This window comes from Dongia sp., assembly GCF_041905885.1.
Lineage (GTDB): Bacteria > Pseudomonadota > Alphaproteobacteria > Dongiales > Dongiaceae > Dongia.
In genome coordinates, this window is the sequence record NZ_JAYRKD010000036.1 from 1 (window position 1) to 13,460 (window position 13,460).

Genomic DNA, 13,460 nt, shown 5'->3' on the forward strand with positions numbered 1-13,460 from the left:
ATGGTGTTGTCCGATGCGTTGCCGGTGCCGTTGATCGCGGCCGTTCCGGTCAAGGTCAGGTTCTCGATATTGGCGGAGAGCGCGTAGCTCGCGGCGCTCTGCACCAGGTCCGTGCCCTCGCCGACATTCTCGACGATGACATCGTCGGTGCGGTCCACGAGATAGGTGTCGTTGCCCGCCCCACCGGCCAGCGTGTCGGCGCCGAGCCCGCCGTCCAGCGTGTCGTTCCCCGCCCCACCGGCCAGCGTGTTCGAGGCGCTGTTCCCGGTCAGGACGTTGTCCAGGGTGTTGCCGGTGCCGTTGATCGACCCGGTCCCGGTCAAGGTCAGGTTCTCGAGATTGGCCCCGAGCATATAATCGATCGAAGCGACCACCGTGTCCTTGCCGAGCCCGTTGACCGGAATGAGTGAATCCACGGTCTTGCCGGCAACGCCGAGATAGGCTTGCGAGACGACGGTCGTGCCGTTCAGGTAGACGGCTTCTTGCTCGTTCGAGGTGTTGTATTTGTAGAGGATGTCCTTGTCGCCATCGGCGTCGAGATCGGCTAGGCCCACGACCGTCCAGTTGGCCCAATAGGGAACCGAAATCGGGGTCTCGCCGACGCCGTCCTTGACGACCTGCAGCTGGGTCACGTTGGTGGTCGCGTTCCAGAGCAGGACATCGGTCTGACCGTCACCGTTGAGATCCGCCGTCCCCACAACCGTAAAGCCCGAAGGTGGCGTATAGGGGGTCGAGGCCGCACCGGTTTCAACCACGACGTCTCCGGCATCGTCTACGTAGTAGGTGTCGCTGCCGTCTCCGCCGATCAGAGTATCAGCGCCCGCTCCCCCATCGAGGATGTCGCTGCCGGCGCCGCCATCCAGGGTATTGGCAGCCGTGTTCCCGGTCAGGCTGTTCGAGCCGCTGTTGCCTGTTCCGTCGACCGCGTTTGACCCGGTCAGCGTGAGGTTCTCCAGGTTCGCGCCCAGGGTCCAGGAGACCGAGCTTTTCACCAGGTCGGTGCCTTCGCTCGCGCTCTCCGTCACCACGTCGCCGGCATTGTCCACCACGTAGGTGTCGTCGCCGGTGCCGCCGACCAGCGTGTCGTTCCCGGCGCCGCCGTCCAGCGTGTCGTTCCCGGCCGCTCCGGTCAGCGTGTTCGCCGCGCTGTTGCCGGTGATCACGTTATCGACCGAGTTGCCCGTTCCGTTGATCGCCGACGTCCCCGTCAGCGTCAGGTTCTCCAGGTTGACGATCAGCGTCCAGTTGATCGACGACTGCACCGTGTCCGTGCCGTAGTTGGCATATTCGTTGATGAAGTCGTTCACATTATCGACGACATAGGTGTCGTCGCCGTTGAAGCCCTCCAAGCGGTCGTTGCTGGCACCGCCATCCAGGAAGTCGTTGCCGCTGCCGCCCTGGATCTGGTCGTTGTAGGCGCCGCCGATCATGCGCTCGACATTGACCAGCATGTCGCCGGCGGCTTCGCCCCAGGAAGATGCCGTCCCATCGTTCCGGATATAGACCGCGGACGCCGCCTTGGAGTAATCCGCCGTGTCGATGCCGGCGCCGCCGTCGATCACGTTGGCGCTGCCGTTCCCCGACAGCACGTCGTTGAAGGCCGAGCCGGTCAGGTTCTCGATACTCGCGTAGGTATCGCCGGCCGCGTCCCCGGTGTTGTAACCCGACGAAGCCAAGTTCACGGTAACGGCGGCGCTGGCCGTCGCATAAGAGGCCGTGTCCGTGCCGCCGGCGCCATCCAGCGCATCCGCGCCGGTACCGCCGATCAGGATGTTGGCGCTGCCGTCGCCGGTCAGCGTATCGTTGAATGACGTGCCGACCAGGTTATCGATCGCCGTATAGGTATCCTTGTAGGCGTCGCCGGTATTCGCGCTGGGCGTCGCCAGATTAGCCGTAACGCCCGATTTCGAGGTCGCATAGGAAGCGGTGTCGTTGCCGGTGCCGCCGTCCAGCGCATCGCCCCCCGCGCCGCCGACCAGCGTATTGTCGCTGCTGTCGCCGGTCAGCTTGTCGTCGAAGCCCGATCCGATCACGGTCCGGATGTTGAAGTAGGTGTCGCCGGACGCGGCACCGGCATTGTTCGCCGGCGTCGCGAGATTCACCGTCACGCCCGCATCCGCGTTCGAATAGGAGACGACCGACGGCCCGACGCCGTTGAAGATGCCGTCACGGTAGACGATGCCGTTGTCGGCGCTTTCGGCCACCGCCACGACGACCGCGGCCCGGTTGAGCGTCCCGGCCGTCAGCTTGGCCAGGAAATCCGCGCGCTGGGCCGCCGACGGTTCCGCGCCGAACAGATTGAGATAGAGCGCGTTGACGAAGGCGCCGTCGGTCAGCGTCCCGTAGCGGGAAGTGAACTCCGCCGAGGCGATGATGTTGGTGGCCAGCAGGGTGCGATTGAGCACGCTGCCGGAAATATACTGCGCCAGCATCTGCTGCTCGTCCGCCGTCATGCTGCGGCCGAGCAGGCCGACATAGATCGCGGACGCCTGGTCCTGGGCCTCGGCTGCCGAAGCCTGGTCGATCCGGATCGAGCCGGATGCGGTGACGATCGTGTCGCCGGTGGTCCCGGCCCAGCCGGTCGTGTTGTTGATGTTCCAGCTCCAGGTGTCGATCCCGGCCGCATCGATCACATGCGTCGCCGATCCCACGCCCGCGCCGCTCACCTTGCGGATCCACTGGTAGGAACCCTCCGCACCCGCATATTCGGTGGTGACGTCGGTGAAGCCCTTGCTGTTGTCCGTGGTCACCAGGCCGCCGACGCTGATGGTCGAGGTCTGCTTCTCCAGCTGGGTGCCGGTGACGTTGTCGAACCAGGTCCGCGTGATCACCGCGCTGCCGTCAAGCGCCATGGCTTTGGTGTAGCTGAAGTCCAGGATGCCATTGGCGTCGTTGTCGACATTGAGCGTGGTGGTCAGTCCGTCGGCGCTCATGACGGTCTCGTTCTTGGAGCCGACGATTCCCCCGGCATAGGTGAAGCTGTCGGTCCTGACCTGGCTGCCGTCGCTCTTCAGGACGGTGACGTCGCTTTCGACCAGATCGACGACGCCGTCGGCATCGGCATCGAAGCCGGTGATCGTCGCGAGGCCGTTCGCACTGATGGTCGTGGTCGCCGTGGCGATCAACCCGCCCCCGGCCGCAAGATCGCTCGCCGTGACGGTGGTTCCGCCTTCCGTATTCTTGGCCGCCAGGATGGTCCGCCCGTAGGCCGGCGCATTGAAGACGCTGTCTCCGGTGATGGTGGTGGTCACGCTGCCATCCGCGTTACGCAACCTGGTCTCGGTCCGATCGAACCCGGCGATCCCGTCACTGTCGGTCCGCGTGACGGTCGTGCGCCCATCGGCACTGGTGGTGACCTCGTCCTGCCGCACCAAGGCGCCGGTCGCGACCTGGGTCAGCAGCCGGACCTCGGTGCTGCTGCCGTCGGTCGCGATCACCTTCGACGTGGCGACGTCGCTGCGCCCGTCACCGTTCACATCGACGGCGAGGGTGGAGATCAATCCGTCGTCGCTGGTATAGCCGACCGTCTTTCCGAGCAGCGCACCCGCCGCGCCGGTGACGGTCACCGTCTGCGTCCTGCTGCCGTCGGCCGCGAGCTCGGTCACATCCATCGCGTTGAGCGCCGTCGTTCCGATGGCGCTGGTCAGCGACAGCGCGGTCGAGCGGGTCAGGCCGTCGTCGCTGAACGTGGTCGTCACCTGGTCGGTCGCGACGCCGGTCTCGGTGAAGGTCGTGGTCCTGCTGCCGTCGGCATTGAGGACTGTCACCGACTTCTGGGTGTCGATGACCTGGCCGGTCGAATCCCGGTACTCGACTGACTTTGACAGCCCGTTGGCGCTGGTGGTCGAGACCACCGTGCTGATGACCGCCCCGGTCGCCGCCGCCATGGTCACGACCGTATTCACCATCTCGCCGGTGGCCTGGAGCACATCGGTCTCGGTCTGCACCGTCTTGCCCGCAAGGGCCCGCGTCGTGCTGACGGTCTTGCGGTCGGCGCTGGTCTGGGTGGTCGTCTGCTGGCGCAGCGATCCATCGGTGTTCTTGTCGGTGACCGTCCGGCTCTGGCTGCCGTCCAGGCGCAGCGCGGTGACGTCGGTCCGCGTCAGGTCGACGGCGTTGTCGCCGTTCTGGTCGAGCTCCGTCGTGGTCGAGAGCTTGTTGCCGCTCACCGTGACAACGCTCTTGTCGATCAGCCCGGCCGCATTGCTGCGCTGGACGGTCTCGGTCCGGCTGCCATCGGCATTCAGGGCCGTGACATCGGTCATCGTCACGTCCACCGTGAGGTCGCCGTTCTGGTCGAGCTTCGTGGTCTTGGAAAGGCCGTTGGCGCTGGTGGCGATGGTGGTCTGGTTAAGGAGTGTCGCCCCCGCATTGTTCGAGATGGTCTCGGTCCGGGTTCCGTCGGCATTCAGGACCGTCACGTCCGTCGTCGTCAGCTCGAACTTGCCGTCGCCGTTCCAATCCTCCTTGGCGGTGACCGAGAGCTTGTCGTCGGTGGTGGTGACCACGGTCTGATACTTCAGGACCGTGCCGCCGGCATAATGCGAGACCGTATCGACGGTATCGCCGCCATTCTCGATGACGATGGTCTCGACCTGATCGAAGGTCGCGTCGCCGTCCAGGTTGGTCTGGACCGTGATATTGCGCTGGTTGAGGCTGGTGGTGGTCACCACCTGGTTGCGCAGCGACGCATCCTTGTTGGTGTTCGAGATGGTGCGGACCTCGTAGTCGGTCGTGTGACCGGCATTGATGACCGTGAAGTCCTTGGTGGTGAGGTCGGCATAGGTATCGCCGTTGAGATCCGACTCGCTCGTGATCTTCAACCCGTCGGCGGTGCGCGTGACGGTCTGCGACCCGCGCAGCGTCCCGTCCTTGTTGGTCGTGGTCACGGTCTCGACCGTGCTGACCCCGGCGGTGATGACGGTCACGTCGGTGACCTTGCTGTCATAAACCCCGTTCCCATCCGCATCGGACAGCATCGTCACCGACAAGCCGTCGGCGCTGGTCGTGGTGATCGACTGGGTGATCGTCGTACCCTGGGCGGTCAGACGCGTCACGGTGTCGGTGCTGATTCCGGCGCCGTCGATGCTGATGATCTCGGTCTGGTCGTTCTTGCCGTCACCGTTCGCGTCGATCTGGACGTTACGCGACCGGCCGTCGTCGTATTTGACCGTCGTGGTCTTGCCGAGCAGCGTCACGCCATCGCCGGCGATGGTCTGCACCACCTGGGTGCGGTAGCCGGTCGAAACAGTGGTCTTGTCGTCGGTCTTCAGGTCGAAGATAGAGTTGCCGTCGCGATCGACCTGGGTGACGGTCTGGACGTTGCCGAGACTGTCGGCGGTCTGGTCGAGCTGGGTCTTGGAGATCAGGGTCGTGCCGTCGCCGGCGGTATCCGACATCTTGGTCTGCGAGGTCGTCGTGCCCGAGACCGTGCTCGAGGTGATGTCCTGCGCCGAGGTCAGGTCGGTGTCGCCGTCGCCGTCGAGATCCGCGGTGATGGTCTTGGTCTGCCCGTCCGCGCTGGTGATCGTGGTGATCTTCGAGACCTGAACGCCGAGCAGGGTCGAGCCGGCCTTGTCGATCACCGTCTCGGTCCGGCTCTTGTCGCCGTTGATGACGGTGTTGTCGGTCACGGTCCAATCGATCACGCCGTCGAAGTTGCGGTCGACCGTCTCGCTCCGCCCGAGGATTTCGCCGCTGGTCTTGTCGAAGCTGGTCGTCCGCGTGGTCGCACTGATCGTGGAGCCGTCCGCATTCTTATCGGTGATGGTGATCGAGAGGCTGGTATCGGCATTGGTGGTCCGGGTCTCGACCTGGCCGTAATAGCCCTGGCCGGTCAGATCGCGGCTGATGGTGGTCGTGCTGCCGCTGATCACCGTCTCGGTCTTGTCGATCAGCACGCCGGCCAGCGTCCGGTTGGTGATGGTCACCGTCCCGGAAACGCTGCGGTCCGTGGTCTGCACCCGGTCCCAGATCCCGTCGCCGTCATTGTCGAACGAGGTGGTGTCGATCTTGGTTGCGGAATCGTAGACCGACTTGGTCTCGCTGGCGATGCTGCCGTCGGCATTGCGCGCCTTGTTGTCGATGGTCGTGACTGCCCCGGAGACGGATTCCGAGTGGTCGAGTGCATAGCCCTGGGCCTCGGTCGCGAGGCTGACCGTCGCCGCCGTGCCGGTGCCGCCACCGACCTTGTCGTAGGTGGTCTGCCCGGTGATCTTCGACCCGTCGGGCAGCGTGATCTCCACCTCGTTCTCGATCAGGTTGATCGAGGCAATGCCGGCCACGGCCAGGGTCTGTAGCGTCCGCGTCCCATCGGCATTGGTCACCCAGACCTTGAACTGCGAGAACTGCGCATCACCGGAATCGAGCTTGCCGTTCTGGTTGGTGTCAAACACAGAGCGCAGCGCCTGCATGTCGCTCTTCGCGGACTTGTCCCACTCGGTGAAGACGATCTCGTTCTTTTGATCGATCTTGCCGTCGTTCTGCGCATCGAACACCAGAACGCCATCGCCGACATCGGCCCAGGCCGTGCGATGCTGATAGCCGTCGCCGGCGGTGTCGAAGAACTGGTTCGATTGGGAAAGATGTGCGATCTGGACCCCGTTGCCGTTGAGGTCGAGGACGATGGGATTCGTTGTCCGATCGCTCGGCTTCGGACCGCCATCCTTCTGCTTAGCTCTGTCAGCCACCTTGTCGCGTTCTTCGGCACTCATCTGGTGGTCGCGGTTGAATTCTCGCTCGCGCGCAATTGCCTGCGCATCTGCCGCCTTTTTCGCTTCCTTGGCGGCGTTCGAGCCACCTCCCGGAAAAGCTTGGAAGCCTGGAGTCGCGGGGTCGAAATCTGGTGGTATATTGATCAGACCATCAGGATCGATATGCAGGTTTGTTGCATCCGGATCCAGGTCATCATCTCTGATAGGCGCCCCGCTCCCACCAAAAAAGCCATGAGGTATAACACCAGCAGGCGCCGTCTCAGCGAACTTCTTGGCATTCTCAATTGCATCCAATACTCGCTGCAGTCTTTCTTCTTCTTTGCGAACTGATTTCGCCTTTTCTGCCAGAGCCATGCTTATGCCCTGCTCAGCGACTGCGGCTCCGCCCAGAATGACAGCTCCGACACCTGTCTCTACTGTAGCGACCGCTCCAACACCGAAACCGAAGGATGCCCAGCCATGAAGGCTTGAATCATCATCCAGTTGCTGCGCCTGTGCTTCAAGCGCGTCAATTTTGTCTTTCAGGTCTGACGTTATGGACATCGGTCTTCCTCATTATAGACTTGAATTGACGGCTGACTCTCATCGATCCCAGTTTTTGAGAAGACTCTCAATAGACTTAAGTCGATACCCAATGTAAACAACCGAAAATAGAATTAGAATGTTGGTAGCCTGAATCAATTCCAACGTCATCGCCGCCTCTCCTCCTGCGTAGCAGTTGCGAATATCGATTGGGCATGAAAGCTCACCGCTCTCGCCCCGCCTCGTCCGTCATGCGCATCAGCGGTGACAGCAGGAACTCGATAAGCTTCCGTTTTCCCGTCTTGATCTCCACCGTCGCCGCCATGCCGGGCGTCAGGTTCACTTCCTTCCCATCGACGTTCATCGTCGTTCTGTCGAGCGTCACGCGTGCGGCGTAGAGGAGTTGGTTTGATGACCCTTCCCTCGCGCTCCCCGCTTCGGAATGCAGGCTGTCCTGCTGCGTTGCGCCGCCACCGACGGAATCCTCCGACACGATCTTGATCTTCCCCGGCACCGTCCCGTACCGCGTGAACGGAAACGCGTCGAGCTTGATCACGGCTTCCTGGCCTTCGGCGACGAAGCCTATGTCCTGGTTCTGGATCATCGCTTCGATCTCGATGCCGCTCTCGTCCGGCACGATCGCCATCAGCGCCTGGCCGGGCTGCAGCATGCCGCCGACGGTGTGGATGGCAAGCTGCTGCACCGTGCCACTGACCGGCGCCGTGATAGTCTTCAAGCGCTGGCGCTCCTCGGCCTTCCGGAGCTCCTGGTCGAGGGCGCTCGCCTGGGTCTCGGCGTCGGCCAGCTCTTTCAGACGGTCGCGCTTGAACTCCTCCTCCGCCTGGGCTTTCTGGCGTTGGATCGAGGCGATCTGCGCTTTGGCTTCCGAGAGATGCGCCAGGGCCGCGTCGCGGTCGCGCTGCATCTCGATCAGCTGCTGCTGCAGCTGCAGCATCTCCATCCGCGGGGTGAGGCCCTTGTCGAGCAGCGACTTCTTGGCATCGACCCGCTCCTGCGCCAGCGGCAGGATCTGGTCGTATTTGCGGATCTCGTTCTGGCTGGCGCGGATCTCCGCCTGCTGGCGGTCAATCTCGCGGTCGAAGCTGGCCAGCTTCTCCGCCTCGCCGGCGAGCTGGCTGCGCTTCAGCGACTGCGCCAGCAGCAGCATCAATGGATCGGTCCCTGCCGGCGGATTGTCGATCAACTCGCCGCCGGGCAGGTCCAGCACCGCGCGCAGCCGCGCGATGTCGAGCCGGGTCTGCGCCAGTTGCTGCGCGACCTTCACCCGGTCGGCGCCGCTCTCGGTCGCGTCCAGCTCGATCAGCACCTGGCCCTGGGTCACGTGCTGGCCCTCTTCCACCGCGATCGTCTTCACGACGCCGCTCTCGCCCGGATTGAGCGCCGGGGCCTGCACGGTCTTGGTGCGGCCGGTCGGCACGATACGCCCTTGCGCCACCGCGACGATGTCGATCTCGCCGACACAGGCCCAGAGGATGGCGATCGCCGCGAACAGTGCGATGGCGAGCGCGATCGACCGCCCGAGCGGCGAGGCCGGCGTCTCCAGGATCTCGACCGCCGCGGGCAGGAATTCCAGCTCGTAATGCCGGCCGCGCTGCTTCTTCGCCGGACCAATGGCCACGGCGACGGGGAGGGCCACGACGTTCTGGGCGGTGTTTGCCGTGGCGGTCATGCGAAACCCGCTCCAGCCATCGACCCCTCACCCCAGCCCTCTCCCTCAAGGGGAGAGGGGGATTCTTGTCGCTGCTGTACGTGACGGCTTCTCCCCGCGCGGCGCGCGGCAAACATTCCCCTCTCCCCCTGCGGGGGAGGGCTAGGGTGAGGGGTCGACGGGTCCATCCACAGCCTACTGCGCCGCATGGACCGCCCCCGCCTGGTACTGGTGCAGCTTGGCGTAACGCCCACCGCGGCCGAGAAGTTCATCATGGGTGCCGTCCTCGACCACGCGGCCGCCTTCGACGGTGATGATCCGGTCCGCCATCCGCACGGTCGAGAGCCGGTGGGCGATGATCAGCACCGTCCGGTTCCTGGCGATTGCCCGCATGTTGTCCTGGATGATCCGCTCGGATTCATAATCCAGCGCCGAGGTCGCCTCGTCGAAGATCAGGATCCGGGGATCGTTGATCAGCGCCCGGGCGATGGCGATACGCTGGCGCTGGCCGCCGGAGAGGCTGTTGCCGCGCTCGCCGATCACCGCATCGTAACCCTCGGGCAGGCCGAGAATGAACTCATGCGCGCCGGCGAGCTTCGCCGCCTGCACCACCCGTTCCATCGGCATGCCGGGATCGGTCAGCGCGATATTCTCCCGCACCGTGCCGGAGAACAGCACATTCTCCTGCAGGACCACGCCGACCTGCCGCCGCAGCCAGGCGGGATCGACCAGGGAGAGATCGATGCCGTCGACCGTGACCCTTCCCCGCTCCGGCACGTAGAGCCTTTGCACCAGCTTGGTTAGGGTGCTCTTGCCGGAACCCGAGGGGCCGACGATGCCGACCATCTGCCCGGCCGGGATTTCCAGGGTGACGTCGGCCAGCACCTCCTGGCCGTCCGGGCGATAGCGGAAGGTCACATGGTCGAAGCCGACCTTGCCGGTGACCCGGCCCGGCGCCGCCTTGTCCAGGCGGTGGCTCGGCTCGGCCGGGTTGTTGAGGATGTCGCCCAGCCGCGCGGCCGAGATCCGCACCTGCTGGAATTCCTGCCACATCTGGGCGAGCCGCAGCACCGGCCCATGCACCTGGTTGGCCAGCATGTTGAAGGCGACCAGCGCGCCCACGGTGAGGTCGCCCTGCAGCACCGCCTTGGCCCCGAAATAGAGGCAGAGCAGGATGGTCGCCTTGTTGATCAGCGCCGCGGCCTGCGAGCCCACGTTCCCAAGCCGCGTCACCCGGAAGGCCGAGGCGACATAGCCCGCGAGCTGCTCCTCCCATTTCCTTTGCATGCGCGGCTCGACCGCCAGCGCCTTCAGGGTCTCGATGCCGGTCACCGATTCCACCAGGAAGGCCTGGTTCTCGGCGCCGCGCGCGAACTTCTCATCCAGGCGCCGCTTGAAGATCGGGGTGACGACCAGCGACAGCGCCACATAGGCCGGGATCGCCGCCATCACGATCAAGGTGAGGGTCGGGCTGTAAAGCCACATCACGGCAAGGAACACGCCGGTGAAGACCAGGTCGATCACCAGGGTCAGCGCATTGCCGGTCAGGAAGCTCCGGATGTTCTCCAACTCCCGCACCCGCGCCACCGAATCACCGACTCGCCGGGCCTGGAAATAGGCCAAGGGCAGCGCCAGCAGATGCCGGAACAGCTTCGCGCCGAGCTCGACATCCACCCGGTTGGTGGTGTGGGCGAAGATATAGGTGCGCAAGCCGCCGAGCAGCACCTCGAACAGGGTTATCACAGCAAGCCCGATCACCAGCACGTCGAGCGTGGTCAGGCCGCGATGCACCAGAACCTTGTCGATGATCACCTGGAAGAACAGCGGCGAGACCAGGCCAAAGAGCTGCAGCGCGAAGGAGGCGACCAGCACTTCGATGAGGATTCGCTTGTACTTGAGGATCGCGGGAATGAACCAGGCGAGGTCGAATTTGCGCACGGCTTCGGCGAGGCTTGCGCGCTTGGCGATGAAGATCAGTTTCCCATTCCACGCGGCCTCGAGCTCGGCGCGGGACATGGTCACCGGCCGGTTCTCGACCGGATCGTGTATCAGAGCTTTGTCTTGCGTGACCTTGGCGACAATAAAAAAGCCGCCCTCTCTGGTGGCGGCGATGGCAGGGAGCGGCGACTTGGCAAGCCGGGCCCAATTCGAGTTTACAACCCGTGATCTAAGCTGCAACTCCTTGGATATGCGCAGGATATCGGTGGCCGATACACGCTCTGCGGCATTGCCGAAGCGATGCCGGAGCTGCGCCGGATCCGCCGGAACCCCGATATATCGCAGCATCAGCACCAGACATGTCAGTCCAGTGTCGACGCCCTGCTCTGCAGCAGTCGCCCCGCTCATTGTATTCGTCGCCCACGCCCCAGCAGCGACTTCGATCCCGTATCGAAGTGTTTCGCTGCCTCCAGTTGCACGCTAACTGCGGGTTGCAGCGAACGTCAAAGGGCAACATCGTGGCGCGACGAATTTGGTGTGGATAAGTTGAAAGCGCGCGGGACGATTCGGGCGATAGGAGAATTTCTTCTTAGGACGGCAGCCGCTCGCTTGCAGACGCTTGCAGAACACGCGTTTTTTTGCGGCGCGCTTGCGCTCTTCTCCTGACTCGATGAGAAATGCATAGGGACATATGTCCCGCTGAATATCGCCAAATGCAGGAAGACTGAACCTTCCGACTCAACAGTGGGGATGTACGGCGACCTCCAGGGCATCGCCGGCAAGGCACTGCAGGAGATCGAAGGTCTCGATCTGCCCTTGCTCGAAGACGCAAGCGAAGTGGAGCTTGCGTCTTAGCTTTGGTGATGGCCCGTTCACGGGCTGGATGCGCCAACGGGCTTGTGCAACAGAATCGGCGTCACCTGACCGATGCCGCTGTGCGGCTTTTCTACCCTGCCAAAACGAATCCGCACAATGTGCAGAACGGTGACCTCGAGCCCGGGCCAACCTTATCTAATTGCGACGAAAAATCTTCTGGCAAGCCAGCGTCACTTTGGCCTCCCTGATGACTTCACGAAACGTAGACCTGAAGGGCCTCCCTTCCTGCGCGTCGGGCTGGTTATCGAAGGCATGACCTGACCAGAACTCCAGGGCGCGAATGGTATCCCGCGCCGAAAGACGCGCCTCCCATGGCTCGGGCGGCCGAAGGCCACCGATCCACGCCGTAACCAGGTGCGGAATCACATGCTTCTTGGGCCAGCCGCCATCAATGACGAGTGTGACCTTGGCAGTCGGCTCCAATGCGCACAATTCGTTCACCTCGACGCGACTTGCACCCAGATGACCACGGCGCATGACAAACGATATCTCATCATCCAAGCCGGCACGCTTTGTCGGGACATAATTCTCCCAGCCTACCCGCCGGCCGAGATCGATCTCGAAGTCCATCCAACCGCGACGCAGGTGAACCTTGCTCAGAGCTTCGCTAAGGACGAGCACGAGGTCGGGATGCGGCTCCAGGATAGCCTTGGCCTGCCGGCTGACGGCGACGCTCCGGCCGCAAGAACTCTGCAGCGACAGACGCTCCAGGATTTCCCGCGTGCGCTTTCGCTCGGCGACGGCGTTGTCCGGGATGCCGTCAGCGAGAGACGGCAGGGCGCCTGAAGCCGATGGATCCTGCCGCGTCACGGAAACGCCAGATGCGCACAGCCGTCGAGCAGGCTGTCGGAAGCGTTGGCCCCGACCCACCTCAGCGTCGTGGCACCCGTCTCCTCGACCGGAACACGCTTGCCGCTCGGCAGCAGCCCAATGGTTTCCGCACGCTTGCGGGTGGTCTCCCAGCACCAGGCCCCGCGCTGCTTGAAGAAGAACGCGATCCCCTCCTGCGCGCACTCGTCCCGAAGCTGCCTCGCCCAATCCGGATGCATCGGCCGCGCCTTGGGTCCGGACTCGCCCCCGACGATGACCCAGTCAAGCCCCAACTCCTTGAGCGTGCCGCCACCGAGATAGTCCAGCGCGGCCCGAAGGTTCACCGCCTCCAGGAGGGGCTCCGCCGAGATGAATCGCGTAGCGGCCTGGGAGGCCAGGAGCAGCGGAATCCGCTCGCAAGCTCGCTCCTGGTCTTCGACCGAGACACCAACCCAGACATTCTCCAGCGGCCAGGCGAGGCTGGCGGTCAGGTCGTACTGCCGCATCTCCGCGAGGACCAGGCCCGGCGTCGCCGGGTCGTTGAGCCACTGCCGCATCCGCTCCGCTCGCTTCGTGAGAACCTGGTACGTGTGCCAGCCGGTCAGCGCCATGACCGCCCACACCATCGCGATTTCCCGGTCCGAGAGCTTCTCGTGGAACAGATCGGACATCGAGTTGACGAAGATCTTGCGCGGCTTGCGCCATGTGAACGGTTCCCGGAGCGCCGGCGCCCAGAGACGCACAACGCCCGTCCAGACCGCGTTGTCGTTCACGGCATCGGTCGTGCGGTCGTACTTCAGCAGATGTGAGAGCCTGCGATGGGCGTAGCCCATCGCATAGCAGTTGGTGCAACCGGGGCTCGCAAGGGAGCACCCTGCGACCACGTTCCACGTATCGTCCGTCCACTCAATGTTCGTGTTCTTCGACGCCAT

6 protein-coding genes are annotated in these 13,460 nt (G+C 63.9%); 1 reads left to right on the top strand and 5 read right to left on the bottom strand.

Annotation, left to right across the window (positions count from 1 at the left end):
- Window positions 1-6,497: beta strand repeat-containing protein (locus ACH2CY_RS25255; RefSeq protein WP_395022610.1), on the bottom strand; the 6,497-nt coding region annotated here is incomplete at its 3' end.
- On the opposite strand from ACH2CY_RS25255, the gene ACH2CY_RS25260 reads away from it, so the two are divergent.
- Entirely contained in the window at window positions 6,462-7,043 is a 582-nt protein-coding gene (locus ACH2CY_RS25260; protein WP_395022611.1) for a hypothetical protein, read from the top strand. The genes ACH2CY_RS25255 and ACH2CY_RS25260 overlap by 36 nt on opposite strands.
- Before the next feature lie 415 nt (window positions 7,044-7,458).
- Here ACH2CY_RS25260 and ACH2CY_RS25265 read toward each other — a convergent pair whose 3' ends face one another.
- From ACH2CY_RS25265 to ACH2CY_RS25280, 4 genes are all read right to left on the bottom strand, one after another.
- A complete protein-coding gene (locus ACH2CY_RS25265; protein WP_395022613.1) occupies window positions 7,459-8,925 on the bottom strand; it encodes an HlyD family type I secretion periplasmic adaptor subunit in 1,467 nt (488 codons plus the stop codon).
- 174 nt (window positions 8,926-9,099) lie between these two features.
- The gene (locus tag ACH2CY_RS25270) at window positions 9,100-11,250 is read right to left on the bottom strand and encodes a type I secretion system permease/ATPase (RefSeq protein WP_395022614.1); all 2,151 of its coding nucleotides are present in this window, start codon (window positions 11,248-11,250) and stop codon (window positions 9,100-9,102) included.
- Window positions 11,251-11,853: 603 nt separating this feature from the next.
- Window positions 11,854-12,528, bottom strand: a complete 675-nt coding sequence (locus tag ACH2CY_RS25275) for a hypothetical protein (RefSeq protein WP_395022615.1) — start codon at window positions 12,526-12,528, stop codon at window positions 11,854-11,856.
- Window positions 12,525-13,460 (bottom strand): DUF5131 family protein, encoded by a 936-nt coding sequence (locus ACH2CY_RS25280; RefSeq protein WP_395022616.1) that lies wholly within the window; start codon window positions 13,458-13,460, stop codon window positions 12,525-12,527. The genes ACH2CY_RS25275 and ACH2CY_RS25280 overlap by 4 nt, the downstream gene beginning before the upstream one ends.

Excerpts from the sequence above, each read along its gene's own strand:
- ACH2CY_RS25265 (WP_395022613.1), bottom strand. The coding sequence starts at position 8,925 with ATGACCGCCACGGCAAACACCGCCCAGAACGTCGTGGCCCTCCCCGTC.
- ACH2CY_RS25270 (WP_395022614.1), bottom strand. The coding sequence starts at position 11,250 with ATGAGCGGGGCGACTGCTGCAGAGCAGGGCGTCGACACTGGACTGACA.
- ACH2CY_RS25280 (WP_395022616.1), bottom strand. The coding sequence starts at position 13,460 with ATGGCGTCGAAGAACACGAACATTGAGTGGACGGACGATACGTGGAAC.